23 protein-coding genes and 1 other RNA gene are annotated in these 25201 nt (G+C 48.1%); 13 read left to right on the top strand and 11 right to left on the bottom strand.

Going from position 1 to position 25201, the window contains the following annotated elements; all coding sequences use genetic code 11:
• The first annotated feature begins 151 nt into the window (after positions 1–151).
• The 3 genes from FTT68_RS05810 to FTT68_RS05800 all read left to right on the top strand — a co-directional run bounded on the left by FTT68_RS05810 (position 152) and on the right by FTT68_RS05800 (position 2179).
• Positions 152–607, top strand: coding sequence for a bacteriohemerythrin (locus tag FTT68_RS05810; RefSeq protein WP_005179777.1), 456 nt, complete (start codon positions 152–154; stop codon positions 605–607).
• 166 nt (positions 608–773) lie between these two features.
• Positions 774–1856: a hypothetical protein gene (locus FTT68_RS05805; RefSeq protein ID WP_163145485.1), complete on the top strand. Its 1083-nt coding sequence runs from the start codon at positions 774–776 to the stop codon at positions 1854–1856.
• Entirely contained in the window at positions 1856–2179 is a 324-nt protein-coding gene (locus FTT68_RS05800) for an RnfH family protein (protein WP_180056366.1), read from the top strand. The genes FTT68_RS05805 and FTT68_RS05800 overlap by 1 nt, the downstream gene beginning before the upstream one ends.
• 42 nt (positions 2180–2221) lie before the next feature.
• On the opposite strand, the gene FTT68_RS05795 is transcribed toward FTT68_RS05800, so the two are convergent.
• Entirely contained in the window at positions 2222–2620 is a 399-nt protein-coding gene (locus FTT68_RS05795) for an outer membrane protein assembly factor BamE (protein WP_005179773.1), read from the bottom strand.
• A 112-nt stretch (positions 2621–2732) separates the two neighbouring features.
• Between FTT68_RS05795 and fur the strand changes: the two genes are divergently transcribed.
• Complete coding sequence (fur, locus tag FTT68_RS05790; RefSeq protein WP_005179771.1) at positions 2733–3170, top strand: ferric iron uptake transcriptional regulator; 438 nt, start codon at positions 2733–2735, stop codon at positions 3168–3170.
• Positions 3171–3244: 74 nt separating this feature from the next.
• On the opposite strand, the gene FTT68_RS05785 is transcribed toward fur, so the two are convergent.
• Both FTT68_RS05785 and FTT68_RS05780 read right to left on the bottom strand, forming a co-directional pair.
• Entirely contained in the window at positions 3245–4363 is a 1119-nt protein-coding gene (locus FTT68_RS05785) for a PilT/PilU family type 4a pilus ATPase (protein WP_005179770.1), read from the bottom strand.
• A 27-nt stretch (positions 4364–4390) separates the two neighbouring features.
• Positions 4391–5428, bottom strand: a complete 1038-nt coding sequence (locus tag FTT68_RS05780) for a type IV pilus twitching motility protein PilT (RefSeq protein ID WP_180175237.1) — start codon at positions 5426–5428, stop codon at positions 4391–4393.
• A 123-nt stretch (positions 5429–5551) separates the two neighbouring features.
• Here FTT68_RS05780 and FTT68_RS05775 point away from each other — a divergent pair, with 123 nt between their 5' ends.
• On the top strand, positions 5552–6238 hold the full coding sequence (locus FTT68_RS05775; protein ID WP_180056577.1) for a YggS family pyridoxal phosphate-dependent enzyme: 687 nt from the start codon (positions 5552–5554) through the stop codon (positions 6236–6238).
• 45 nt (positions 6239–6283) lie between these two features.
• Here the strand turns inward: FTT68_RS05775 and FTT68_RS05770 are convergent, their stop codons facing one another.
• The 3 genes from FTT68_RS05770 to FTT68_RS05760 are packed head-to-tail and all read right to left on the bottom strand — an operon-like array spanning position 6284 to position 12250.
• The gene (locus FTT68_RS05770; RefSeq protein WP_104489467.1) at positions 6284–7381 is read right to left on the bottom strand and encodes an acyltransferase; all 1098 of its coding nucleotides are present in this window, start codon (positions 7379–7381) and stop codon (positions 6284–6286) included.
• Positions 7382–7384: 3 nt separating this feature from the next.
• Positions 7385–10990, bottom strand: coding sequence for an AAA family ATPase (locus tag FTT68_RS05765; protein ID WP_180056368.1), 3606 nt, complete (start codon positions 10988–10990; stop codon positions 7385–7387).
• A gap of 9 nt (positions 10991–10999) precedes the next feature.
• Positions 11000–12250, bottom strand: a complete 1251-nt coding sequence (locus FTT68_RS05760; protein WP_180056369.1) for an exonuclease SbcCD subunit D C-terminal domain-containing protein — start codon at positions 12248–12250, stop codon at positions 11000–11002.
• A 407-nt stretch (positions 12251–12657) separates the two neighbouring features.
• Between FTT68_RS05760 and FTT68_RS05755 the strand changes: the two genes are divergently transcribed.
• Positions 12658–13119, top strand: coding sequence for an ABZJ_00895 family protein (locus FTT68_RS05755; RefSeq protein WP_104495246.1), 462 nt, complete (start codon positions 12658–12660; stop codon positions 13117–13119).
• Positions 13120–13173: 54 nt separating this feature from the next.
• On the opposite strand, the gene thiO is transcribed toward FTT68_RS05755, so the two are convergent.
• Together thiO and hemB are read right to left on the bottom strand one after the other, a co-directional pair.
• Positions 13174–14298: a glycine oxidase ThiO gene (thiO, locus tag FTT68_RS05750; RefSeq protein ID WP_180056371.1), complete on the bottom strand. Its 1125-nt coding sequence runs from the start codon at positions 14296–14298 to the stop codon at positions 13174–13176.
• Positions 14299–14314: 16 nt separating this feature from the next.
• On the bottom strand, positions 14315–15328 hold the full coding sequence (hemB, locus tag FTT68_RS05745; RefSeq protein WP_005179750.1) for a porphobilinogen synthase: 1014 nt from the start codon (positions 15326–15328) through the stop codon (positions 14315–14317).
• A gap of 108 nt (positions 15329–15436) precedes the next feature.
• On the opposite strand from hemB, the gene FTT68_RS05740 reads away from it, so the two are divergent.
• The gene (locus FTT68_RS05740) at positions 15437–15934 is read left to right on the top strand and encodes a thioesterase family protein (protein WP_035363265.1); all 498 of its coding nucleotides are present in this window, start codon (positions 15437–15439) and stop codon (positions 15932–15934) included.
• 120 nt (positions 15935–16054) lie between these two features.
• Here the strand turns inward: FTT68_RS05740 and glpK are convergent, their stop codons facing one another.
• Entirely contained in the window at positions 16055–17539 is a 1485-nt protein-coding gene (gene glpK, locus FTT68_RS05735) for a glycerol kinase GlpK (protein WP_180056373.1), read from the bottom strand.
• A gap of 132 nt (positions 17540–17671) precedes the next feature.
• Here glpK and ssrA point away from each other — a divergent pair.
• The 3 genes from ssrA to FTT68_RS05720 all read left to right on the top strand — a co-directional run bounded on the left by ssrA (position 17672) and on the right by FTT68_RS05720 (position 19536).
• Positions 17672–18031, top strand: a transfer-messenger RNA (tmRNA) gene (gene ssrA, locus FTT68_RS05730).
• A gap of 152 nt (positions 18032–18183) precedes the next feature.
• Positions 18184–19358, top strand: a protein-coding gene (locus FTT68_RS05725) for an IS3 family transposase (protein WP_168407313.1) whose coding sequence is annotated in 2 segments (ribosomal slippage) — positions 18184–18418 and positions 18418–19358 — 1176 coding nt in all. Because the reading frame shifts where the segments join, the coding sequence is not laid out codon by codon here.
• A 67-nt stretch (positions 19359–19425) separates the two neighbouring features.
• A complete protein-coding gene (locus FTT68_RS05720) occupies positions 19426–19536 on the top strand; it encodes a hypothetical protein (protein WP_005179737.1) in 111 nt (36 codons plus the stop codon).
• Between the two features lie 138 nt (positions 19537–19674).
• Here FTT68_RS05720 and tehB read toward each other — a convergent pair whose 3' ends face one another.
• On the bottom strand, positions 19675–20541 hold the full coding sequence (tehB, locus tag FTT68_RS05715) for an SAM-dependent methyltransferase TehB (protein ID WP_180056375.1): 867 nt from the start codon (positions 20539–20541) through the stop codon (positions 19675–19677).
• 576 nt (positions 20542–21117) lie between these two features.
• Between tehB and pgaB the strand changes: the two genes are divergently transcribed.
• The 3 genes from pgaB to pgaD are packed head-to-tail and all read left to right on the top strand — an operon-like array spanning position 21118 to position 24791.
• A complete protein-coding gene (pgaB, locus tag FTT68_RS05710) occupies positions 21118–23043 on the top strand; it encodes a poly-beta-1,6-N-acetyl-D-glucosamine N-deacetylase PgaB (protein WP_228289517.1) in 1926 nt (641 codons plus the stop codon).
• Positions 23044–23061: 18 nt separating this feature from the next.
• Positions 23062–24321 (top strand): poly-beta-1,6-N-acetyl-D-glucosamine synthase, encoded by a 1260-nt coding sequence (gene pgaC / locus FTT68_RS05705; protein WP_180056378.1) that lies wholly within the window; start codon positions 23062–23064, stop codon positions 24319–24321.
• Between the two features lie 32 nt (positions 24322–24353).
• The gene (gene pgaD, locus FTT68_RS05700) at positions 24354–24791 is read left to right on the top strand and encodes a poly-beta-1,6-N-acetyl-D-glucosamine biosynthesis protein PgaD (RefSeq protein ID WP_180056379.1); all 438 of its coding nucleotides are present in this window, start codon (positions 24354–24356) and stop codon (positions 24789–24791) included.
• A gap of 101 nt (positions 24792–24892) precedes the next feature.
• Here the strand turns inward: pgaD and FTT68_RS05695 are convergent, their stop codons facing one another.
• The gene (locus FTT68_RS05695; protein ID WP_127798682.1) at positions 24893–25090 is read right to left on the bottom strand and encodes a hypothetical protein; all 198 of its coding nucleotides are present in this window, start codon (positions 25088–25090) and stop codon (positions 24893–24895) included.
• Positions 25091–25201 lie beyond the last annotated feature (111 nt).

The raw sequence follows: 25201 nt of genomic DNA, 5'->3' as shown, positions 1-25201 counted from the left end.
GGTTAAAATAATATAAACATTATAAAACAAGGGTTTGTGTGAATTTGTTGGCAGAAACAGGAATCCCAAGTAAATCACTTCATTTTTATTTTAAATTAAATATGGCTACTATGCTCAAAGCTTATAAATCATTTGATTCAGGGGTGGTCGTATGAAAATGAAGTGGATTCCAGAATATAATACTGGCATCGATGTGATTGATGACCAACATAAACGTATTCTTGATTATATTAACGAAATTGTCGAGATTGGTGAAAATACCGATCGTGCCCGTATTAAACAGATTCTCGATAATATTATTGACTATACCCAGTCTCATTTTACCTTTGAAGAATCTTTACAAGAAGAAGCCGGTTATAAATACCGCGTACCACATAAACGCGTACATGACTTATTTATTAAAAAAATCGAGTCGTATCGTGAACGCTTTGAAATGGGGCATTCCATTGAAGGAGAACTGCACGAAGTGTTGTCAAAATGGTTAATTAACCATATTCAGCATGATGATGCAGATTATGTTGGCGCTGTAAAAGAAAATATGATGGGTATTATTCAGGAAAAAGAAAAGAAAAAAGGTAAAAACTGGTTTGCCCGTTTCTTCTCATAAACAGAATAAATTACTGCACAATTAATAAAACCAGAGAACAACAATATTGGACTAAAAACTAGCGCAGCAAACCATTGATGGCAATGGTTTGCTTTTTCTTTTTTAGTTTTTGATTTTCCCGGGTGACAAGGGCAAAATAGCGATAGATTTTTATTAGGAAAGCATCATGCAGGACAATGCTATGTCACGATGGTTATCGCCGCTGATGGCATTTTGTTTATCATTTATTCTGATTGCCACACTGGCACCGGTCACTGGCATTCAGCTGGAACGTCAACTGGACTTCTGGCTGCTGTGGTTAGGTACCATGCTGGTGCTGGCCTTGCCATTGACCTATATGGAAATTGCGCTGGCCAAGCGTTCAAAAACTACAGCCTTGCAGGCCCTATCCAGTTTGACCCGTGATGCCGATGCCTCTGCACAGTGGCGTCTGGTGGGCTGGCTGGCCGCGGTGTTTATTCCATTTTTAGCAGGCGCGATGCTGTTTAATGTCAGCCAAATGCTGACCCAGCTGGCACTGCCAACGATTCTACCGTTGTGGATTTTTATTGGCTTGGCACTGGTTGCCATGGCATTGTCTTTTATTTCGCGTCTGCTGCTGCTTGGCCTGACTGCGGTCGGTGTGATTGCTGCCTTTATTCTGGCGCAAGTGATGGGTGCTCCGGTTGCTGAATGGCAAATGACCGCGCTTGAGTTTGGCGAGTGGGGCAATGCTACGGTCTTGGCGTTGGTGGCCAGTGGCCTAGGTCTGGGGCTGTACTGGCAAACCAGTTTGCCAGCGGTACAGCAGCAACAGGTGGCGACCAAAACCGTGTTCCCGATCTGGCTGGCGCAATTACTGGCCGTGATTGCCTTTGCTTTCTTTGCCGCGACTGCTCAGCTACCCGCTTTTGCGCTGGCTTTTGCTGTGGTGATGGCTGCTGCGCTCATCCTGCAACTGGCACGTGAACAGTTGGCACAGCGTCAGATTGCAGTGGCAATTCAATGGATCATTCTGCTGGCAGCCACGTTGATCTGGGCCATTCCAGGTCTGGCCAGTGTGTTAAATCCGCTGCTGATGATCTGGGGCCTGGTGATTTGTCTGATTTATGCGATTTTCGCCGGTTGGATCATGAAAATCAGTCATTTGCGTAAATCCATGAACTTCAGCAGTGAAGCCTTTTATAACCTGTGGCGTATTGCCATCCGTATTGTCTTGCCACTGGCAATTATTGCTGCGCTGCTGGCCGTGATTGGACAAATGTTCTGATGACTGCGCAGTATGTCTGGGTGGCTTTTGCCTCAGCCGAACAGCAGTTTCATCTGGCAGTGCCGTATCAAAATGGCATGACTGCGCTGGATGCGATTCAGCAGAGCGGGATTAGCGAACAGGTCAGTTTGCCTGAACCGCTGCAACTGGGAGTTTTTGGTAGCCGTTTAACCGATGCGCAGCAGCCACTGCAACCGGGTGACCGGGTCGAGATTTACCGGCCGCTGACCATTAATCCGAAAGATATCCGCCGCAAACGAGCAGCGAAAAACCCGGTGGGCCGCTATGCCAAAGGCAATCGCTTTAAGCAATTGAGTTCATAAGAAAAACCCCTCACTGAGGGGTTTCTTTTTATCTGAAAGGGGCTATAGTGGGGGCGCGGTTAAAATTGCTTCTTTTGAACCCGGTAAGCCTGGTTGCTGTTCAGGAATGGTTTCTAAACCTTCAATTTTCTGCACAATACCGGTTTGATCGAAGTAGATTTTTAAGTGTTGACCTTGTGCAGCGGGAATCTTGGCTTTTTTAGCATAGGTTCCTGGGATATAATGGTAAATATAGTCCCAACGTAAAGGATTCATTGGATCTGAAATGGTTGGGCTACCCAGCAAAAAGCGGACCTGTTGGTGGCTCATGCCGACCTGAATTTTTGCAGCTTGTGCTTGGGTTAAGGGGGTGCCTTGAGGAATATCTACTTTATAAACGCCCAAGGTCGAACAACCCATGAGCAATGAAGTGACGAATAACGTCAACATGACTTTTTGCATTTTGCTACACTATCCCAATTAATTATTGATGCATTCGATCCAAGCATAGATCATACTGCATCTTAACTTTGTTGCATATTCCAACTTTAATTTTGTTGAGAGACCTTTTTTCATGCCTATTTCAAATCAAGATCTACGCAAAGCTGGCCTTAAAGTTACACTTCCACGAATTAAAATATTGGAATTATTAGAAAATTCAAGACAACATCACTTAAGCGCGGAAGATATTTACAAGACTTTACTCGAACAGGGTGAAGATGTGGGTTTAGCAACTGTGTATCGCGTGTTAACACAGTTTGAAGCCGCGGGGATTATCGAGCGTCATAATTTTGAAAATAATCATTCGGTTTTTGAAATTATGCAGGAAGATCACCACGACCACCTGGTATGCCAGAACTGTAATAAAGTGGTGGAATTTACCAACGACGTGATTGAACACGAACAGCATGAAGTGGCGAAAAAGTTTGGTTTTGAACTGACCGGTCACTCACTGAATTTATATGGCTACTGCGATGCGCCTGAATGCCGCGAAGCGTTCCGTAAAAAATAAGCGCAAAACTGCCCATCAATAAATCAACCTATAAAAAAACAGGCTGAAGATCAGCCTGTTTTTTTTGCCTAAAATTATTGTCCATCGAAGGTAATATTTGAAGTGGCATGCATTAAACGCTCGCCGCCTTCTTCCGACAGCTTGATTTGCAGACGCAAATCGTTTGGCGAGTCGGCATGTTTCAGGGCATCTTTGTAGCTGATCTGCTTGGCTTTATACAGGTCATACAGGGCCTGGTCAAAGGTTTGCATACCCAACTCACGTGAACGCTTCATCAGGTCTTTAATTTCGTGCACATCGCCTTTACGGATTAAATCGGACACCAGTGGCGAGTTAATCAGCAGTTCAATCGCGGCACGACGTGAGTTGCCATCAATAGTAGGAATCAGCTGCTGTGCCACAATGGCTTTCAGGTTCAGTGATAAATCCATAAACAGCTGGCCATGACGGTCAGCCTCAAAGAAGTGGATAATCCGGTCAATGGCTTGGTTGGCGTTGTTGGCGTGCAGGGTGGCAAATACCAGGTGACCGGTTTCGGCAAAGGCAATTGCATAATCCATGGTTTCACGTGAACGGATCTCACCAATCAGGATCACATCTGGGGCCTGACGCAAGGTGTTTTTCAGTGCCACTTCAAACGAATCGGTATCAATGCCTACTTCACGCTGGGTAATAATACAGCCGGCGTGTTCGTGCACAAATTCAATCGGGTCTTCAATGGTGATGATATGACCTTTGGAATTCTGGTTACGATAACCAATAATTGACGCCAAAGAGGTCGATTTACCGGTACCGGTTGCCCCGACAAAGATGATGATGCCACGTTTGGTCATGGCCAGATCTTTTAAAATCGGTGGCAGTTTCAGTTCTTCCATAGTCGGAATTTTGGTTTCAATCCGACGCAGCACCATGCCCGGTTCATCACGCTGCTGAAAAGCGCTGACACGGAAACGTGCGCTTTTATCACGGTTGGTGATGGCAAAGTTACATTCACGGGTATCGGCAAATTCCTTGCGCTGCTTGTCGGTCATAATCGAGTTGAGCAGCTGGCCAACAATTTCCCCGGTCAGTTTGGATTTGGCCACTGGCACAATCTGGCCGTTAATTTTCATGGAAGGCTCAACATCGGCCGTAATAAACAGGTCCGATGCTTTTTGCTGAATCATTAAATTCAATAAATCATTAAAGTCCATAGCGCTGTCCTGGCTTCCTGCACACGATTAGAGGAACGATTCTGGCTGTTTTGCAACCGTACGAGCCGTTTGTGGGCTAATCACACCGCGCGATACCAAGTTTTTCAAACTCTGGTCAAGGGTGGTCATACCGTAGTTGGCACCAGTCTGAATTGCCGAGTACATTTGAGCTACTTTGTTTTCACGAATCAGGTTACGCACTGCAGGAATACCAATCATGATTTCATACGCAGCTACACGACCACCACCATTTTTCTTGAGCAGGGATTGTGAAATGACGGCTTGTAAAGATTCAGACAACATGGCACGTACCATGTCTTTTTCTTCGGCAGGGAATACGTCAATCACACGGTCAATGGTTTTTGCTGCAGAGGTGGTGTGTAGCGTACCAAATACCAAGTGACCCGTTTCAGCAGCAGTCAGTGCCAAACGAATGGTTTCTAAGTCACGCATCTCACCCACTAGAATAATGTCAGGGTCTTCACGCAGTGCCGAACGTAATGCTTCGTTAAAGCCATGCGTATCACGGTGTACTTCTCGTTGGTTAACCAAACATTTTTTAGATTGGTGTACAAATTCGATTGGGTCTTCCACGGTCAGGATGTGGTCATAGCGATTGTCATTGATATAGTCAATCATCGCCGCCAGGGTGGTGGATTTACCCGAACCCGTCGGCCCCGTGACCAGCACTAGACCACGTGGATAGTCACAGATATCTCTAAAGATTTGACCCATTCCCAAATCTTCAATGGTCAGCACTTTAGAGGGAATGGTACGAAACACCGCGCCTGCACCGCGGTTCTGGTTAAATGCGTTAACACGGAAACGCGCCACGCCCGGGACTTCAAACGAGAAGTCGGTTTCCAGGTTATCTTCATAATCACGGCGCTGTTTGTCGTTCATGATGTCATAGACCAGCTTGTGGACTTCTTTATGTTCCAAGGCGGGCAAATTGATGCGGCGTACTTCACCATCCACACGAATCAGTGGCGGCATGCCTGCCGACAGGTGTAAATCCGATGCCCCATTTTTTGCCGAAAAGGCCAATAGTTCTGTAATATCCATAAGTTCCCCGAGATCATATAAATCTTAATTATTTTGTTAGAATAATACGGCTTTCCCTCAGCTTAACCAACACCTAGCACGAGGGCAAAGTAAAAAAGATGAATGAAAATGAGAACCGCATCAATGAATAGCCTGCAAAAATCGCGTCAACATGTGTTAGAACAAATTCAGCATGCCTGTCAGCAGGCGCAGCGTGACCCGGCAGAGGTCCAGCTGCTGGCGGTTTCCAAAACCCATCCGAGTGCTGTGTTGCAGGAAATGTACCAGACCGGACAGCGAGCCTTTGGCGAAAACTATTTACAGGAAGCGCTGGAAAAAATTGAGGTGCTGCAGGATTTAGAGATTGAGTGGCATTTTATTGGCCATGTGCAGCGCAACAAAACCAAACATCTGGCTGAAAAATTTGCCTGGGTGCATGGGGTAGACCGGCTGATTATTGCTGAGCGCTTGTCCAATCAGCGCAGCGATCAGCAGGCGCCACTGAATATCTGCCTGCAGGTCAATATTGATGGACAGGATAGCAAAGATGGCTGTAGCCCTGCTGAAGTACCGGCGCTGGTCGAGCAGATCAGTCGGTTGCCGAATTTACGTTTACGTGGCCTGATGGTGATTCCGGCACCAAATAACACTGCCGCCTTTCAGGATGCCAAACAACTGTTTGATACGGTCAAGGCGCAACATGCACAGCCTGCAGATTGGGATACGTTAAGTATGGGCATGTCCGGTGATTTAAATGCAGCAATTGCCGCAGGTTCGACCATGGTGCGGATTGGTACGGCATTATTTGGTGCGCGCGATTATTCGAAATAATGCTGCATTACAATATTCAGATTGTTCTTTGGTGTCACAGTCTGCTTAGGACAAGTGTCGTTCAATCCGGCGTGGTGGCTCCAGTTTTTGCGCCACCAGCCAGGCAAAACCAATCAGCACCGCCATTGTGATAATCAGGCTGAGCAGAGCTACTCCTAAACCGTGCTGCAGCGTAAACGGAAAACAGCCCAGGATAAAAATCAGCAACGGGAAATGGGTGATATACAGGGTATAGGAAAACTGCGCGGAAGCCGGCCAGATCACCTGAATCTGCCGTTCACCACGCGCCAGTTGTAGCAGCCAGCAGGCCGCTGCAATCCCGATACACAGGTTAAACAGCCTGAAATTTTCGCCAGTATAGTACTGCGCCAGATAAATGGAGTGAAACTGGTAGGCATCAAACAGGGCAATCAGCACCGCCAAGAGCAGAAAACCGGATTTAAAATAGTGCAGTTGGGCGGCTGGAATCTGTTTGCTCCATGCCGGACTAGCAAAAGCAAAAGCCAACAACCAGACCAGAAAATAAATCAGGAACTGGATATTGAGCAGGCTTAAGCCAAGCAGCAGGGTTAAAAACAGCAGGATGCTCCCAGGTCTGAATGTCACCAGACAGCCGGCCAGAACATAAAACCAGACCTCATAGCTCAGGCTCCAGAGGGCAGCATTGGCCGATACCGTCGGCGTTACAAAACCATTGACGAAAAACAGTGAACCGAGAAAATCGGCTGCACTAATGTCATAGCTGTGCCGGATCATAAAGCTTTGGCTCGCCTCAATGTTATGGGAGCCGGATGCAAAGAAATAGGGCGCCAGTGCATACAATAACAAGGTCAGCAACATGGCAAATAAAAATGGTCCCAGAATACGCTGGCAGCGTTGCCGGCTATAGGCCAAGCCTGAAAACTGTCGATGGCGATGGATATTGTGACGGATGGAATGTCCAATCAGATAGCCGCTTAGAACAAAGAACATCATCACTGCGGCTTGTCCGAGCAGACGCACACCCGAATAGAGGGTTTGATCCAGCGGACCAATAAAGGCCTGAAAACAGTGGCTGAACAGCACCAGAATGGCACTCCATCCGCGCAGGCTTTCCAGCTGCAGGCTGAGCTGCGGCGAGAGCGGACGATAGTGCCAGAACATGGTCTAGCCTACGATCTGCAGGGTACTGGCCCCAGCACCAATTGGTTTGACCTGAATTTGGACCGGAATCCGTTCGTGAATTTCCTGAATATGGGAAATCAGCACCACTTTACGGCCCTGGCTTTGCAGCCGGTCGAGTGCGTTCATCACCATATGTAGCGAGGCCGGATCGAGCGTCCCAAAGCCTTCATCAATAAACAGCGATTCCAGTTTCATGGAGCCGGAGGCCATATTGGCAATGGCCAGTGCCAGCGCCAGTGATACCAGGAAGGTTTCACCCCCCGATAAAGACAGTACCGGCCGGATTTCGCCATTCATGTCATGATCCAGAATCGCGAGGCCCAGACTGTTGGGAATACGTTGTAGCTGATAACGCGGCGCCAGTGGCTGCAGTTGCTGGTTGGCATGTTCCACCAGAATATCCAGATGATGTTCCTGGGCAATTTTCTGGAATTTGGTGCCTTCCTTGCTGCCAATTAAATCGGCAATCCGGCCCCAGCGATATTCTTCAGCCTGAATTTTTTCAATCTGGCTCTGGAATTTGGACAGTTGTGCCTGCGCCTGTTGCTGCATGCGTAACTGGGTTTCCAGCTGGTTAAACTGCTCCTGCAAGCTGTTTTTTTCTTGTTCCAGCTGTTCCAGTTGGGTGGTCACCTCATCATAGCTGGCAGTTGGTTGCTGGGCCTGATGCTGCTGGAATTGCTCCTGCAATACATCCAGCGCACTTTGTGCACTGAGCATGGCTTGCTGCTGTTGCTGGATGGCCTGACGCATGGCCTGCCAGCTGGCCAGATCAATACCCAGACACTGCTCAATCTTCTCGGCAGTGAACTGTGGATGCTGGCTTTGCCACTGCTGAATGTTGTGCTGTAGCTGCTGTACACTTTCCAGAAGCTGCTGCTGGCGTGTATGCAGGTCTTGCTGTTTCAGCTGCGCCTGCTGGAATTGCTGTTCCAGCTGACGGCAGTGCAGGTGTTGCTGTTCTACCTGCTGCTGGAGTTGTTGCTGCTGCTCTCGTAACAGCTGCTGCCAGGCTTTGCCGGTATCCAGCACCTGTCCAGCATGTTGCTGGCTGAGATCACGTACCTGCTGGCGCAACTGGCTGCCTTGAGTTTGTGCATGGGTAAGGTCATTGCTCAGCTGTTGCTGTTGCTGCTGATAGAACTGTAGTTGCTGTTCGCCGTCTTTGATCTGGCGCTGTAATTCCTGCTGCTGTTGCAGGCATTGCTCGCGCTGTTGCAGGTATTGAGTCCGGCTGCTCAGCAGGGCAATAAGAGTCTGACACATCTCGGCCTGGTTCGCCCATTGCGCTTGCTGGGCCGGTTCCAGTGCCTGGGTAACCGGTTCAATCAGTTGTTCCAGCTGCTGGAATTGCTGACAGAGTAACTGCAGGGACTGAATCTGTTGCTGCAAATGTTGCAGCTGCTGGGTCTGGCTTTTCAGCTGTTGCTGGCGAGTTTTTAGCTGCTGTAACTGCTGTTGCTGCTGATTTAGCTTGTGTTGCAGTGTGGTCTGCAAGGCGGTCAGATCGTGTGCTGTATCATCCAGCTGTGTGCTTGGGCTGAGCTTTTGAACCTGCTGCAGTTTCTGTTGCACACTGTCTTGAAGCTGGCTAGAGCGTAGCTGTTTCTGTTCCAGCAGGGTTTGCTGTTTGGAATGTTGTAGTTGTAATTGCTGGAGCTGCTGCTGGCACTGCTGTTCCTGCTGCTGGGCCTGTTGTAACTGGGTGTCCTGCACCGACTGCAGTGCAGATTCCAGCAAATCCTGATGACTGACAAATGGATGCTCAGTGCTACCGCAGACCATACACGGCTGTTCTGCTTGCAGCTGCTGACGCAACTCCTGCACACTTTGTGCCTGCAATAAACGCTGCTGGGCAAAAATCTGTTCCAGCTGTTCACGTGCCGTCTGGGCATTCTGGTAGTGCTGCTGTGCTTCAGTTTGCGCCTGTTGCAAGCTGCTTAGCTCGGCCTGAAGCTGGGTCATGTGCTGCTGTAATTGCTGCTGTTCCTGCTGCTCGTTCAGCATGTGTTGTAACAGGAACAGGGCTTGTTCCAGCTGCTGGCTGTGTTGCTGGTGCTGTACCTGCTGCTGTTCCAGTTCTGTTGCTTGCTGTTCCAGTTCAGCCATTGAGCCGGCCTGCTGGAGCGCATCGGCCTGTTGCTGTTTTACATCATCTAGCTGCTGTTGCAACTGGGCCAGTGAACTGTGCGCATGTGCCGGTGCCTGCTGCTGCAGCTGTTGTTGTAATTTCTGAAATTGCTGTAAGCGTTGCAGAATACTGTGCGGCTCACGGTCAAATACTGCCAGAAAGGTATGCTGGACTGATTGCTGTTCCAGATGTTCTAACTGCATATGCAACTGCTGTAAGTGCTGTTGCTGGCCGTGCTGCTGGGTGGTTAGTGGCGTAATTTTTTCATGTTGAATCTGTTTCAGCTGGGCATCGGCTTCTTTATAGCGCTGAATCAGATGCTCAATCTGGCCATCCAGCTGTAGTGCCTGTTCTAACACGGGTTGTAACTGTAGCTGTTCTTTCTGCTGTTGTTGCGCGCTGTGCTGCAATTGTTCCAGCTGCTGCTGTGCCTGCTGATGCTGCTGTTCACAGTGTTGAAATTCCGGCTGGAATTGCTCAAGTTGCTGCGCCAGCTGTTGCTGTTGCAACTGTTGCTGGCGCTGCTGCAGATACTGTTCACGGATTTCCTGAAACTGGTCCAGCTGCGCCAGCAGGTCACGCTGCGGCTGCATTTTCTGGTTGGCATCGACCTGCACCAGATAAAATTCTTTTTTGGCCTGAATTTCACTGTGCAGACGATGTTGCTGCTTGTACCAACTTAAATCATTCAACAGCAGTTTTTCGCTTTGCAGTTTTTCATGCAGACTCAGTTTGCTCTGGGCATGCTGCTGTTGCAGGGCTTGTAGCTGCTCATCACTAAGCAACTCAATATGCCCCATCAGTTGTTGTAACTGTTCTTTTTCGCTGCGAATCTGGCGGATTTTTTCAAAGGCTTTCTGACTGACCAGACTGAAAATATGGGAATTGGTCAGATATTCCAGCAAGTCGGCGCGGTCCTGATCTTTGGCCTTTAAAAACGCACCCACTTCAGACTGGGCCAGCAAGACGGCGCGGGTAAACTGCTCAAAACTCAGCCCAATCAGCTTTTCAACAGTCGGGGTGCATTCCGAAATTTTCTGGGTCAGCACGCGCTGATCTTCCACAGCGGTAATCGCGCGTTCGACTTTTAAATTGCCATCGACCTTGTTACGGGCGCGGCGCACTTCCCAGCGTGCCAGATAACGCTTTTGATCCAGCGCAATAAATTCCAGTTCGGCAAAGCCTTGGGTACAGCCGCGGCGCAGAATATTTTTAGAATCTTTAATCGAGATGCCCTGACCGCTGGCATCTTTAAGCGCCCCGGCAGCGCCGTTTAAGCGCGGAATCTGGTCATACAGCGCCAGACACATGGCATCGAGCAGGGTCGATTTACCGGCCCCAGTTTTTCCGGTAATCGCAATCAGTCCGGCATGAGCCAGCGGTGCGCTTTCAAAGTTGATGTCCTGGGTGCCGGCAATAGAAGCCAGATTATTCAGACTTAAACGTAAAATTTTCATGTCTGATCCTTATGGCTGTTCTTGTTCAAGGCTATGCTGCGCTTCAATCAGCAGCTGCATAAAATCTCGCTCGACCGAGGCATCCGGCTGATAGCCCATTTTGCTCCACAACTGTTTGAATAAGCTGTCCGGTGTGGGCGGGGCCAGATCAATTTTGGACTGATCTGCGGCCTGATCTTCCTGTGGGGTGTAGACCCGGCAAATGCGTAACAGGCGATAGCGCTGTTCCGGTAAGGTCTGTTCAATCTGCTGGCGTAAATCGACCGGTGGTGGTACATCGGTGCTGTATTCAATTTCCAGATAATCACGCTGGCAGATGCGTTCCACCGTACCTTGCGGGAGGGCTTTCAGTTGCTGAAACACTTCATCCAGACTGCCGCGAATACGGTGCAGCTGTACACTGCGCGGAATCAGCAGTGAGCCCAGTTGCAGGCGCTGTTCGGGCGCAGCCTGCGGGTCAATCTTGACCTCGAGCACCTGATGCTTGTACTGGATTTCACTAAAAGACAGCGGAATTGGAGAGCCGCTATAGCGGATATGTGGATGCTGGACTTTTTGCGGTTTATGCAGATGCCCCAGCGCGACATAGTCAATCACATCATCAAATAGGGCAGTGGAAAGTGCTTCTTCATGACCAATAATGATCGGCCGTTCTGAATCTGAGGTTTCGCCACCTTGCATATGCGCATGTGACATCAGGATTAGTGCCTGATCTTCCGTTTTACGGCGTTTGGCTTCGGCAATCAACTGCTGATGTAAATAGGCAATCGCATTCTGGGCGTTCTGGGTCTGCTCATTCAGTCCGGTAATTTCCGCAGTGCGCAAAAACGGCAGGGTCAGACACCAGGCAATAATCGTATTTTCGGCATCATAAATTGGTACCAGTAAACGGTCGAGATCCAGCTGGTTGTCGGCATTGCGCTGAATCACCCCAACCGCCTTGGCCTTAAACTTGGCCAGCAACGGTTCCACCTGTTCAATGCGGTAGCCGGAGTCATGGTTGCCGGCAATCATCAGGGTCTGCATGTGCGGTGCAATGGCGTGGGCATCGGCCAGAAACTGGTACAGCTGGCGCTGCGCGCTGGAGGCCGGGTTAATCACATCAAAAATATCCCCGGCAATAAACAGGGCATTCGGCTGTTTTTCCTGGATTTGTTCTAATAACCAGTCTAAAAACTGTGCATGTTCATATTCACGATCGTGGTTATGGAAAAATTGCCCCAAATGCCAATCTGACGTATGAAAAAAATGCACTGCCATGTCATCAACCTGTTTTGCTTTAGGTAAGCATACTATAGCTGAGGGCGAAATTTAAAATTCTGTACCGATAGAAAACGCTAAGGTTTAATCTTTATTGTCCTGAAGATGAGTGCTGCTCACCAGCAAAGGCCAGACAAATAAAAGCCGACGATTCGAGTGATGATAAATCGTCGGCCAAATAAAAAGTGCGATGAACAAAGCATTTGGCTGCTATACAAAAACTTGATTCACATTCGCTTATTGCTTTAGCAAAGCTTCCCGAAAAATTTGTGGATGCCGTTACAAATTCGCCGGAGATGAAGCTTGTGCCCTATATAACGCCTGTTCGGGCACAACGGTTGACAGGATCATGCAAAAAAAATCAATTTTTTTTATACTAGTTGCTTATGGCTCAGGTAGACAGTTTAATGATTTCTCTAACACGTTATTTTCTCTGGTTTTTATTTTTCTGTCTGATCTTTACCTGTATCTGCGGGGTACTGGCTGCATTGTTACCGGCAGGTGTGGGCGGCATTTTAACCGCAGTGCCTTACTTGGTTGCCATGATCTGGGTGCTGTTTAAATTTTTAAAACAGCAGCAGCGCGCACCGTCTCAGGCCGAGCGTAAAAAGCTGACCTTAGGTTTTAGCCTGATTTTCTGGGGCTATAATCTGGCCTTTTTATTACTCGGCATCTGGATTTTTTCCCGTCAGAATCCAACCATCTGGCAGGATTTTCTGCTGTATTTACAGCAGCCGCAATTTTTAAGCGTGGTGGTGATTATGTGGTTATTAATTGCCATTCCGCTGTATCTGCTGACGTACTGGTTTTATGGTAAACAGGCGCAGCGAATGGCGGCCAGAATGTTTGGCCCACAGCATCAGGGCTAAATTATCTGGTGTATTTCCCTTCGCCTCATCTCGGGTAGGGGAATCGATCCGATCTTAACTGGCCAGTGCAGCACGCTGTAAACGGGTCGGACTATAAGCCTCAGGAGATACATCCGGGGTCTGGCCCAATAGCAGTTGACGCAGCAAACGTGCAGAGGCTGGCGCCATACACAGACCATTACGGAAATGGCCAAAATTGGCCCACAGATTGTCAAACTCGGGCATCAAGCCAATATAGGGAATACCGCCGTCTGGTGAGCCCGGGCGTAAACCGGCCCATTGCTTGACGATTGGCAGGTCTTTTAAGGCCGGCACCATGGCATAGCTGGCCTCTAGAATATGGGCCGTGGTATCGGCATTCAAACGGGTATCAAAGCCCTGTTCTGCCATACTGGAACCACAGACAATATGGCCGTCCTGACGCGGAATCAGATACATGACTTGATTCATGCACATGGTGGGCAGCCAGTTTTCTGGAGTTTTGAATAGCACCATCTGTCCATGCACCGGACGTACCGGAATCTGTACATCAAGCTGCTCGGCCCAGCGCGCTGACCAGGCGCCGGTGGTCAAGACATAGTCATCGGCCTGATAACGCTGTCCGGCCTGATCAACAATAGCGCATACCTGCTGACCGTGCAGTTCTAGGCGTTCAATCGGGCAGTGTTCAAACAGCTGCACCCGTGGATGCTGCTTTAAATAGCACAGAATTGACTGTAATAAACGCGGATTACGCACATTGGCCAGCTGCGGGAAATAGATGGCCTGCTGGAACTGTGCGGAAATATGCGGATTCAGCTGATGCAGTTCGGCGCTGTGCAGATGCTTTGCCTGCTGCATGGGTTGCTGAAACAGCTCGGCGAAATTCAGGCCAATGTCAAAATCGCTTTCATCAAAAATCAGCATACCGGTTTCATGGATCTGAAAATCAATGCCGGTGTCAGGCTGAAGTTTGGCATTCCAGCGCAGATATTCAGTTTTGGCCGATTGCGCCAGCACATTTACCGCAGCCGGATAACGCCACGGATACATTAGAGAGAGAATACCACCACCGGCCCAGGAAGCGGCCTGACCGGATTGCTGCTGATCAAAAATACTGACCGAGCAGCCCTGTTCCAAGAGCTCCAGCGCCGACATCAGTCCACTAATGCCGGCGCCAATCATGGCAATGTGCTTCATTGCAGTGGCAATATCCTTATTTCATGTCTTTGAGTTTGAGTGCGGCTTCTTCTGCAAAGTAGGTCCAGATGCCATCGGCACCGGCACGGCGGCAGCTCATCAGCGATTCAATGATCACGCTGTCGGATAACCAGCCATTTTGAATGGCAGCAGCCAGCATCGCGTATTCGCCACTGACCTGATAAACAAAGGTTGGCACAGCAAAGGTATCTTTGACTTCACGGACAATATCCAGATACGGCATACCTGGTTTGACAATCACCATGTCGGCGCCTTCCTGAATATCCAGCGCGATTTCATGCAGCGCTTCTGCACGGTTGCCAATATCCATCTGGTAATTGTATTTATTGCCGCCTTTTAAATTGCTGGCCGAGCCGACGGCGTCACGGAACGGGCCATAAAAGCTGGAAGCATATTTGGCCGAGTAAGCCATGATGTTGGTATAGATATGACCTTGTGCTTCCAGTGCCTGACGGATAGCACCAATACGGCCATCCATCATGTCACTTGGTGCCACCACATCGGCACCGGCTTCGGCATGGCTTAAGCATTGCTTGATTAAGGCTGCTACGGTTTCATCATTCAGCACATAACCGCTGTCATCAATAATGCCGTCCTGACCATGAGTGGTGTACGGATCGAGGGCGCCGTCGGTAATCAGCACCATCTCCGGGAGTTCTTTTTTCAGTAAACGGACCGTGCTTTGTACCAGGCCATCTTCGCGCCAGGCGGCTTCGGCGGTCAGGCTTTTATCTTCTTGTGGGGTGACCGGAAACAGCGCCAGTTTAGACACGCCCAGTTCCAGCAGGCGTTCGGCTTTTTTCAGCAGCAGATCGGCCGACAGGCGCTGAATGTTGGGCATGCTTGGAATATCTTGGGTCTGGTTTTGACCGGGTAAAACAAATACTGGATAAATGAGATGATCAACCGTGAGCTGGGTTTCTCGCACCATGGCACGTAGCTGGTCATTTTTACGGATACGACGCATACGAGTGGCAGGAAATGCGGGACGATTGAACGTATAAGTCATAACAATCTCACTGATCAGTATTAAACTAGGCAATATTGTAGACCCATAAACAGGATTGTGGGGCAAAATACATGCGTTTTTTCTCAATTTAAGGTAATTGGCCAATTTATGAGCGATATGGCAAAAAAGTGGACCGGAGGCATTCATTTGGGTTCGAAAGTAGATATTGATGTCGTCTTACAGCAATTGTGTCAGGCCTTTAACAGTTCACCATTTTTTAAGCATAACGGTATGCAGATGCGCGTGGTGGATCAGCAGATTGAAGCCTATATCAAGATGCAGCCGCAGCTGATTGGCAATGTGGCTTTCCAGATTTTACATGGCGGGGTGGCTGCGACAATTCTGGACAGTGTGGGCGGGATTGTGGCGATGGGCGAGCTGTATAAGCGCACCGAGCCGGAGCAGTTACCTGATACCATCAAGAAAGTGACCCGATTGGCCACGGTGGATATGCGGGTGGATTATCTGGCGCCGGGGCGAGGCAAATATTTTACGGCCCGTGCTGAAACCCTGCGTTTGGGCCGTAAAGGCTGTACCATGCGCATGACTCTGGTCAATGATGAACATAAAGCTATTGCCACCGCAATTGCGTCTTATGCTTATTAATCCAAATGGATTGATTGGCAGATAAAAAAACAGGCTCAATCGGGCCTGTTTTTTATTTGGATCAGTCGCGGTGAATAGCGTAAAAATCAAGCTTGAGCGATTTCGCAGGATGTGCACCGTTTAAAGATCAGAACGGGCACGTTTTAACGCCTGTTGCCATTTTTGTAAATGTGCCTGGCGCTGATCTTCTCCCATGCCGGGTTCAAACGCGCGTTCCAGCTGCCAGTTATCAGCAATATCACTTAAGCTATTAAATACCCCGGATTTAAGCCCGGCCATTGCCGCTGCGCCCCAGGCGGTGGATTCTCGCATTTGCGGCCTTAACACTGGCACATTGAGCAGATCGGCCTGAAACTGCATTAGCATATCATTACAGCTGGCGCCGCCATCGACCCGTAATTCTTTGAGCGGTTGCTGAATATCTGACTGCATCGCGCTGAGAACATCGGCCACCTGAAAGGCAATTGCTTCAAGCGCTGCCCGGGCGATATGGGCTTTGTGAGTGCCACGCGACATACCGCAGAGCAGGGCACGTGCATCACTGTCCCAATGCGGCGCACCTAGACCGGTAAAAGCCGGCACCAGCACCACGCCATCGGTATCGCGGACCTGACTGGCCAGCTGTTCGACCTCGGCACTCTGTTGAATGATGCCCAAACCATCGCGTAGCCATTGCACAATCGCACCAGCCATAAACACACTGCCTTCAAGCGCATAATGGGTCTGGTTCTGGCATTGCCAGGCCAAGGTGCTGAGCAGTTTATTCTGGCTGTATTGCAGTGTCGAACCGGTATTAAACAGCATAAAGCAGCCGGTACCATAAGTGTTTTTGGCCATGCCCGGCTCAAAGCAGGACTGGCCGAACAGGGCAGATTGCTGATCGCCCAGAATGCCGCTGATTGGAAGTCGGGCGCCGAGTAAGCCGGCAGCGGTATCGGCCACATAATGGTCGGAACTGATGATTTTTGGTAAGACCGAAGCGGGAATCTGAAACAGTTGCAGCAATTCTTCATCCCAGCTTTGGGTCTGTAAATTCATGAGCATGGTGCGTGAGGCATTGCTGACTTCAATTACATGCTCGGCGCCTTGGGTCAGGTTCCAGATTAGCCAGCTATCGACGGTACCAAAGGCAACATGACCTTGCGCTGCCAGTTCGGCCAGACCGGGAATATGCTTAAGCAACCAGACCAGCTTGCCGGCACTAAAATAAGGGTCAATTAATAATCCGGTGGTCTGCTGTATTTTTTGTTGCAGTCCCTGTTGCAGCAGCTGATTACACCAGTTGGCTGCGCGCCGGTCTTGCCAGATGATGGCCGGCGCCAAGGGCTGACCATTGCGTTTGTCCCAGACGATAGTGGTTTCCCGCTGGTTGGTGAGGCCAATGGCCTGAATATCTTTGGCCAGAATCCGTGCGGACGCCAGCGCCTGTTGCACCACAGCCATCTGGCTGCTCCAGATTTCCTGGGCATCCTGTTCCACCCAGCCGGATTGCGGGGTGTTGATTTGGGTTTCGCGTTGCGCGCTGGCCTGAACCTGTCCATGTTCATTAAAAATAATCGCGCGACTTGAGGTCGTGCCCTGATCAAGGGCGAGTAAATAAGTCATAATTTATACTGTTATCTGACTTGAAATTTAAAATATTAGCGCAATTATGTTATTAAGCGCAGATCTTGCGGTGAATAGTTGTGAAATGATCTCGTAATTTTCAACTTTTATGCTATGATGGCGCTGTAGTCTGGGGGTGTTATTGGCTTCGACGCTGATGATGAAACTCATAGATGCATGCCGAGAGCGCATTTTCTCTCGTAAATCAAATTTGCATTTAAATAGTCGCAAACGACGAAACTTACGCTCTAGCTGCCTAAGGGCCGCTTGTCCGCTTCACTGAATACTTGTGGTCAGTGAACCCGACTGAAGCGAACGCACACAAGTCCGTATAGAGCCAAGCCTCGGGGCTTTATACCAAACTTAGAGGATCGCACTTTGAACCCTGTTCGTCGGGTCTTAAAGTGTTAAAACAATAGACGATATCTAAGCATGTAGTATTCTCGAGCGTAGTGTTGGCGGACGCGGGTTCAACTCCCGCCACCTCCACCAGAATTTATTTTATAAATCAGCCACTTATGTAAGTAGCTTTTTTATTTGCCACATTTTTGCCACATTTTTATTCCAACAAGTAGAAATATCAGTGGCCTTATGCTGTGTGTGCCACGCTTAATTTTGCAATTTCTTGCTTGTTCTTATCCGAAATGGCTAAACGTTTTAGTCCTGAATTTAAACAGCAAGCAATTGATTATGCACTTTCAAACTCACACGAGTCTGTAGCTGCAATCGCCCAGAAATTAGGTGTGGGTTATTCAACATTAGATAAATGGATTCGTGAAACCAATCCGGCAGGTTCAAGCAAACGTCAACTTTCACCAGAACAACAGCGGATCTTGGAATTAGAGAAAGAAGTCAAACAGCTCAGGGAAGCCAATGACATCTTAAAAAAAGCGCATGTGTACTTTCTGACAGATCATTCCAAGAAAAGTACACGGTAATTCAAGATCTAGCTGTGAATGGAGTCACTGTATCTTCTGTCTGTAAATGCCTGGGTGTCAGCACTTCAGGCTATTATGCCTGGCGAAAACGCCAGGCCAATACAGCGCAAAAATATAATGATTTAAAAGCCGTATATTGGCAGCATCATGCACGATTGGGTGCACCTTCATTGGTACATGACATGCATGATTTAGGTTACAGCATGAGCGAACGAACCGTTGGAAGAATGCTTAAAAAGCTTGGTTTACGTAGCAGGATTGCACGTAAATACAAGCATACGACAGATTCAAACCATCGTTTGCCTACAGCACCAAATCTGTTGGAGCGTCAATTTACAGTCATTCAGCCTAACAAGGTTTGGACAACGGATATTACCTACATCCGTACCACGCAAGGTTGGCTGTATTTATGTGTGATGCTGGATCTATTTAGTCGTCGTATTGTGGGTTGGCAAACCAGCCATCGAATAGACCGTCAATTGGTGTGTGATGCATTTAATTGTGCAATGGCTCGTCAGGGTTATCCAACGGGTGTCATGGTGCATTCCCTTGCGAAGCAGTGCTTCTCAGGCTCACAGTACTGTAGTCGTGATTTTAGGGTGCTATTATTAACGAATAACTGTATTCAAAGTATGTCACGCAGGGGGAACTGTTGGGATAATGCAGTGACCGAAAGCTTCTTTCATACATTGAAAGGTCATGTGATACATGGCAGTGTGTTTGCCACTCGAAAAGAGGCGACTGCTGTCTTGTTTGACTATATTGAGATTTATTACAATCGGGTCAGAAGGCATTCCGCAAACGGCTGGTTAAGCCCAGAAGCATTTGAACAGAAACATTTTAAGAGTTTAGAGGGACCGACTGTCCACAATACTGTCTAGGATCACTCTTTAAAAATCCTTAAACTGGGGGTAAGATGTGACAACAGATTTTACCGTTGAGATCACAATGAGCTTTTTAAAAAAGAAAAATAGCGCGAGTTTTGTCTTCTTTATTATTACACTGTATTCATTGATTGGTTTTGGTCTGGGCTATGTGATCTGGGAATATCTGCTGTAACATTTTCTTATTCGTTTTATCCAATAATTATTGAATCATCAGCAAGTTCTTAAACTTGCTGACCATCACTGTTTTGTAGTCCTCCTCTAAAGCAGACCCTCATCTAGACGATCAGCTTTTACATGGTAAAGGTAAATTTTACGCTGTTTTCTGTGCCAATAATGTCGCAAAGCGCTGTTGAATACGCTTGCCTTGCTCATCGACACGGTGCAGTTCACCGATATTTTCATTGTATTTCAGCAAATTCCAGCCCTCATAATAAGCCTTTAACTCTTCGGCTTTAAAGCTAAAAGGGAAGTCCGGTTGAACCGGATAATCCTCACTATCCATTGCACAAACAATCAGGTTGAGGCCGCCAGCTTTGGTGGCCTGCTGCATCTGCCGAATTAGAGTCGGGATGGTGTCGGGTTGTAAAAACATCATCACCACCGTGCAATACACAAAATCGTATTGACCCTGAATCTGTGGATTAATATTTAAATCCCGTAGCGTGGTATGAATGTTCTGAATCTGTTCCTGCTGAATAATCTCGTTCAGGCGCTCCAGACTTTGGGCATTGACATCCCAGGCATCGACCTGAAAACCGTGCTGACTTAAAAACAGCGCATTACGACCACTGCCACAGCCAACATCCAGCGCCGTGTTGCCCTGTAAAGATGGCTGTGCGGCCAGAATTTCTGAATGGGTCGGGGTCAGTTTATATTTTTTGGCAAAGTAGTCATTGGCTGTGCAATAAAAGCTGAGCTGACATTCGACATCGGCACTGGCCGAAACAATCTTGTGCCACACTTGCGGCTCAAGCATGGGCGGTTGCTGTTCCGGGCTAAACAGATGTTCAGACAACAGCGTGCCTGCTTCATCGAGCAAGGCAAAATGTAATTCACCTTTTAAAACCTTCAGTTGGGCCCAAGTGCCGGCTTTGGTATTGTGCTGGCGTAAAAAGCCAGGCGGGATAGTGTCTTGTGTCCAGATCGGTAGCTGTTTATAGCATACGAGCGTTTGCATCTTTTCTCCATGTGCACTTGGGGTAAATGTCATTAAACCTTAAGCCTGCACAATATGCCAGAGAAGGAAGGGGAAAGGGCATGATTTCATCGGCCCACTTCCAATTATCTAGATGACTCAATCCATACTATTTTAGCGGTGAATCTTCAGCTCAAAATGATCTCCACATTTCCATTTTTGCAGATGTATTAGCGTTTTGAAAAATGCTTCAGTATCAAATAGTGAGAATTTAAAAGTGAAAACCAGGTCGCATTTTGGGCTTAGAAAAGCCTATACACTTTAGAAAATTATCAACTGACCCGTTGGCGGGTGGCTAAAAAATAAGTAAAACTAAGTGAATGATATAAAATGATAAATATTTTATTGCTTTATTTTGAAAGCAAGGGCAAAAAGCAAAAAAACGGGATTAACTAACAAATGTATACACAAATAATAATAAAATAATGGTTGAATCTGCGCAATTGCTCGAATGTAGCATCGTATCTTCTTGTCTGTACCATGAATTCCGCGCGCCTTATGTCTCCTCTATTTCAGTTTATTAAAGCGGTCCAGATTTTTGTTTTCTTTCTTTGTAGTATGCTCATGGGTTGGGCACAGGCGGGAAATGAAATGAAAAACTTGACGATCCTTGCCTACCACGAAGTCACTTCTGAACCACAACCGTTAATGCCTGAATATGCGATTGAGCCTAAACAATTGCAGCAGCATCTGGACTGGCTGGTACAAAATGGCTTTCAGTTTATTGGCAGTCAGCAACTGTTAGAGGCACAGCAACACAACAAGGCGCTACCGGAAAAATCAGTCTTGCTCAGTTTTGATGATGGCTATCAAAGTTTTTATCAGCATGTCTATCCTGTTTTAAAACAGCGGAATATTCCGGCCGTGTTGTCGGTGGTTGGGCGCTGGTTAGAACCAGCAGAACAGCAACAGGTTAATTTTGGCGGGCAACTGGTGTCACGCCAGCATTTTTTAAGCTGGGCACAGTTAAAAGAATTACAGGCCAGCGGTCTGGTGGAAATTGCCAGCCACAGTTATGACCTGCATAAAGGCATTGTGGCCAATCCGCAGGGCAATGAATTGCCAGCCACCGTAGCACGTGCCTATTTTCCGCAGCAGCAGCGTTATGAAGATAACAACGCTTATCAGAAACGTATTCAGCAGGACTTAAAAGCCAATCAGCGCCTGTTGCAAAAACATGGCCTGAAAGCGCCCAAAATTATGGTCTGGCCCTATGGTCGCTATAACTTGCATACGGTAAAAATTGCCGAAAAACTGAAGATGCCAATCAGCCTGACGCTAGATGATGCCGAGAATCAACCTGTAAACAGTTTTTCCAGATTGCCGCGAATCCTGATTCAAAAACACATGGATGCAGCGCTACTGGCCAAAGAAATCCAGAAACATCAGCAGCAGCGCACGGACAATGATCGTCCGCAAAAGATCATGCATGTCGATATTGACTATATTTATGATCCGGACCCGCAGCAGCAGGAACGTAATTTAGGCTTATTGCTGGACCGGATTCAGCAGATTGGCGTCAATACCGTATATTTGCAGGCATTTTCTGATCCGGATGGCAATGGCTCGGCCGATCTGGTCTATTTCCCGAACCGTTATATTCCAATGCGTGCCGACCTGTTTAACCGTGTGGCCTGGCAAATCCAGACCCGGACTCAGGTACGTCGTGTCTATGCCTGGATGCCGGTATTTGCCTGGGAATTACCGGTCTCGAATCCGGTGGCCCAAGATCTGGTGCAAACCGAGCAGCCGCATAGCGGTAAGCATCTGAACATGGGCTATCACCGTTTAAGCCCATTTTCGCCGCGCGCCCGCAACACCATTAAAGGCATTTATGAAGATCTAGCCAAATCGGCACAGTTCAACGGCATTATTTTCCATGATGATGCCACCTTGTCCGATTATGAAGATGCCAGCAGCTGGGCCAAAAAGGCCTATCAGCAGCAGGGCTTAGCGACTGATCTGGCACAACTGCGTGCTGATGATGCCGCCTTACAGAAATGGACAGCTTATAAAGTCAAAGTGATTGATGATTTTGCCATGGAGTTGGCCGAGACCGTACGTCAGTATCAGCCTTATTTGCAGACCTCGCGTAACCTGTATGCACAGGTGGCACTATCGGCCTATTCAGAAAACTGGTATGCCCAGTCGCTGGAACAGTCGCTAAACCGTTATGACTTTACCGCGATTATGGCCATGCCATATATGGAACAGGTCGATGATCCGGCGCAGTTTTATCAGCAGCTATTGAGTCGGGTGCAGCAGTATCCGCAAGGGCTGCGTAAAACGGTGTTTGAATTGCAGGCGGTCGACTGGCGCAGTGGCAATAAAATTCCATCTGCGGAAATTGCGGAAACAATTCAGAAACTCTATCAGGCCGGTGTGAAGCACATTGCCTATTATCCGGATGATCCAATCCAGAATCATCCTGATCCGGCTGTGCTGCGTCAAGCTTTCCAGTCTCTGCCCGCATCTGCACCGTAACCGGCTAGAGGAACAACCATGTTGCAAGAACTCTGGCAATCGGTGCTGAACTTTGTGTTTTATTATCCGCTGTTCATGTCCTATTTATGGATGATGGGCGCGCTGATTTTCTATGTCAAAGAACGCAAAGATCCGACCTTTACTCAGCCGCCAGCTTTACAGGAATATCCTTTGGTGGCGGTGCTCATTCCGTGTTTTAACGAAGGTGATAATGCCGAGGAAACCATCACCCAGGCACTGGCATTAAAGTATCCCAACTTTGAAGTCATCGCGATTAATGATGGCAGCTCGGACAATACTGGCGAGGTACTGAACCGTCTGGCGGCCCAGCATCCACGGTTAAGGGTGGTGCATCTGGCAGAAAATCAGGGCAAGGCCATGGGCCTGCAAGCTGGCAGTCTGGTCACCGATGCCGAATACCTGCTTGGAATTGATGGTGATGCCTTGCTCGATCCGCATGCCGCCAGCTGGATGTTACGCCATTTCCAGCGTGATCCGGCGGTGGCCGCCGTTACGGGCAATCCGCGAATTCGCAATCGCTCGACCTTATTGGGCCGGGTCCAGGTCGGAGAATTCTCCTCGATTATTGGCATGATTAAACGTGCCCAGCGCACCTATGGCCGTATTTTTACTGTTTCCGGCGCTATTACCGCCTTTCGTAAAAGCGCGGTACATCAGGTCGGTTACTGGTCGCACGATATGCTGACCGAAGATATTGATATTTCCTGGAAACTGCAGCGTGCCGGCTGGAAAATTGAATTTGAACCGAATGCACTGGTCTGGGTACTGATGCCGGAAACCCTGCAAGGCTTATGGAAACAGCGTTTGCGCTGGGCCATGGGTGGGGCGCAGGTGTTAAATAAAAATATTGATGTAATTTTTAAGCCCAAGCTGAATTATTTGTGGCCGCTGATTCTGGAAATGATGCTGACTCTGGTCTGGTCATATCTGCTGCTGTTGCTGTGTCTGCTCTGGATGTTAAGTTTCTGCCTGCCTATTTTACCGTTGCCGGAACTGCAATCGCCGTTTTTACCGCAAGGGGTGGGTATTGTGCTGGGCGCGACCTGTTTGTTCCAGTTTATGGTCAGCAAATGGATGGACAGCCGCTATGAAAAAAATCTGGCCAGAAACTATTTCTGGATGATCTGGTATCCGTTCATGTTCTGGCTGATTACCGTATCGGCCAGTATTGTGGCGTTTCCAAAAATGCTGCTGCGTGGGGAAGGGAAACGTGCACGCTGGATCAGTCCCGATCGTGGAATTAAACGTGACAGCTAACTGTCGCGATGTGATGTGTTGAGAGTAAAGTTGTGAAAGCCAATACTTTAATTATTGATTATCGCTATGCATTGCCGTGGCAAAAGCGTTATGCCTCGAACGTGTGTACCGCCGGCTTATGGCTGACCTGGGGCCTGTTGTGGCAGCCGGTTTTAAGCAGTCTGGGTTTACTGGATTTGGAACGGGATGCACTGATTCAGCAAGTGGCCCAGTTGATGCTAAGTATTCTGCAAAACGGTTTTAGTGCGCTGGTGGCTTGTGGCTTGAGTTTATGGCTGTGGACCAACTATATTCCGGCATATTCCATCCAGACCATGCAACCGGCACCGCTAAACCAGTTTGCCGAGCATTTTCAGCTGGAACCGGTGATGTTAACGCAATCCCGTCAGGCCAAAATTGTCACGGTCTATCATGATCAGGAGGGCAAGATTGTCGATTTACAGGCACATTCCCAGCACCCTGTATCTTAAAGGTTGGCTGGAATTCGGCTGCTCTGGTTTTATATCTGCAAAAAAACAGGCAGCCTGATAAGCTGCCTGAATGGAGATAAGAATCGCGCTTGGAATGAGGATTAAAGCTTGCGCCAGACCTTGTGTTCATCTTGAAATGAAATGGTGAAATTAAATTCCGTGCCGGCCGTGACCAGATATGCTGTTGGCGTGGTCATCAGGACTTTTAAGATAGTGCCTGTCTCAAAATGGATAGGTGGGCAGTTCTCTTTCTCAAGTACCAGAGGCTGAATAAGTTCAACAGCTTTCACTTCCATCATGATTTCCCTTAAAAATGTATTATGTATCACATGTTTATTTTAGCATTGTCTGGTCGGGAATATGGGTTTTATTCGTCAGATTATAAATAAGTGATTGATATCTTAAAAAAT

It is taken from the genome of Acinetobacter sp. Q85-2, from assembly GCF_013420555.1.
Taxonomy (GTDB): Bacteria; Pseudomonadota; Gammaproteobacteria; order Pseudomonadales; family Moraxellaceae; genus Acinetobacter; species Acinetobacter indicus.
Note: the sequence above shows the minus strand (reverse complement) of the source record. Positions and strands in the feature narration are given on the sequence as shown.

Bases quoted from the DNA above. Each gene is read 5' to 3' on its own strand.
- FTT68_RS05785 (WP_005179770.1), bottom strand. From the start codon at position 4,363: ATGGACTTTAATGATTTATTGAATTTAATGATTCAGCAAAAAGCATCG.
- FTT68_RS05755 (WP_104495246.1), top strand. From the start codon at position 12,658: ATGATTTCTCTAACACGTTATTTTCTCTGGTTTTTATTTTTCTGTCTG.
- FTT68_RS05810 (WP_005179777.1), top strand. From the start codon at position 152: ATGAAAATGAAGTGGATTCCAGAATATAATACTGGCATCGATGTGATT.
- tehB (WP_180056375.1), bottom strand. From the start codon at position 20,541: ATGCAAACGCTCGTATGCTATAAACAGCTACCGATCTGGACACAAGAC.
- FTT68_RS05695 (WP_127798682.1), bottom strand. From the start codon at position 25,090: ATGATGGAAGTGAAAGCTGTTGAACTTATTCAGCCTCTGGTACTTGAG.
- FTT68_RS05795 (WP_005179773.1), bottom strand. From the start codon at position 2,620: ATGCAAAAAGTCATGTTGACGTTATTCGTCACTTCATTGCTCATGGGT.
- FTT68_RS05770 (WP_104489467.1), bottom strand. From the start codon at position 7,381: ATGTTCTGGCACTATCGTCCGCTCTCGCCGCAGCTCAGCCTGCAGCTG.
- FTT68_RS05765 (WP_180056368.1), bottom strand. From the start codon at position 10,990: ATGAAAATTTTACGTTTAAGTCTGAATAATCTGGCTTCTATTGCCGGC.
- glpK (WP_180056373.1), bottom strand. From the start codon at position 17,539: ATGACTTATTTACTCGCCCTTGATCAGGGCACGACCTCAAGTCGCGCG.
- FTT68_RS05775 (WP_180056577.1), top strand. From the start codon at position 5,552: ATGAATAGCCTGCAAAAATCGCGTCAACATGTGTTAGAACAAATTCAG.
- pgaB (WP_228289517.1), top strand. From the start codon at position 21,118: ATGCTCATGGGTTGGGCACAGGCGGGAAATGAAATGAAAAACTTGACG.
- pgaC (WP_180056378.1), top strand. From the start codon at position 23,062: ATGTTGCAAGAACTCTGGCAATCGGTGCTGAACTTTGTGTTTTATTAT.
- hemB (WP_005179750.1), bottom strand. From the start codon at position 15,328: ATGACTTATACGTTCAATCGTCCCGCATTTCCTGCCACTCGTATGCGT.
- FTT68_RS05720 (WP_005179737.1), top strand. From the start codon at position 19,426: ATGAGCTTTTTAAAAAAGAAAAATAGCGCGAGTTTTGTCTTCTTTATT.
- thiO (WP_180056371.1), bottom strand. From the start codon at position 14,298: ATGAAGCACATTGCCATGATTGGCGCCGGCATTAGTGGACTGATGTCG.
- fur (WP_005179771.1), top strand. From the start codon at position 2,733: ATGCCTATTTCAAATCAAGATCTACGCAAAGCTGGCCTTAAAGTTACA.
- FTT68_RS05805 (WP_163145485.1), top strand. From the start codon at position 774: ATGCAGGACAATGCTATGTCACGATGGTTATCGCCGCTGATGGCATTT.
- FTT68_RS05760 (WP_180056369.1), bottom strand. From the start codon at position 12,250: ATGGCAGTGCATTTTTTTCATACGTCAGATTGGCATTTGGGGCAATTT.
- FTT68_RS05780 (WP_180175237.1), bottom strand. From the start codon at position 5,428: ATGGATATTACAGAACTATTGGCCTTTTCGGCAAAAAATGGGGCATCG.
- FTT68_RS05800 (WP_180056366.1), top strand. From the start codon at position 1,856: ATGACTGCGCAGTATGTCTGGGTGGCTTTTGCCTCAGCCGAACAGCAG.
- FTT68_RS05740 (WP_035363265.1), top strand. From the start codon at position 15,437: ATGAGCGATATGGCAAAAAAGTGGACCGGAGGCATTCATTTGGGTTCG.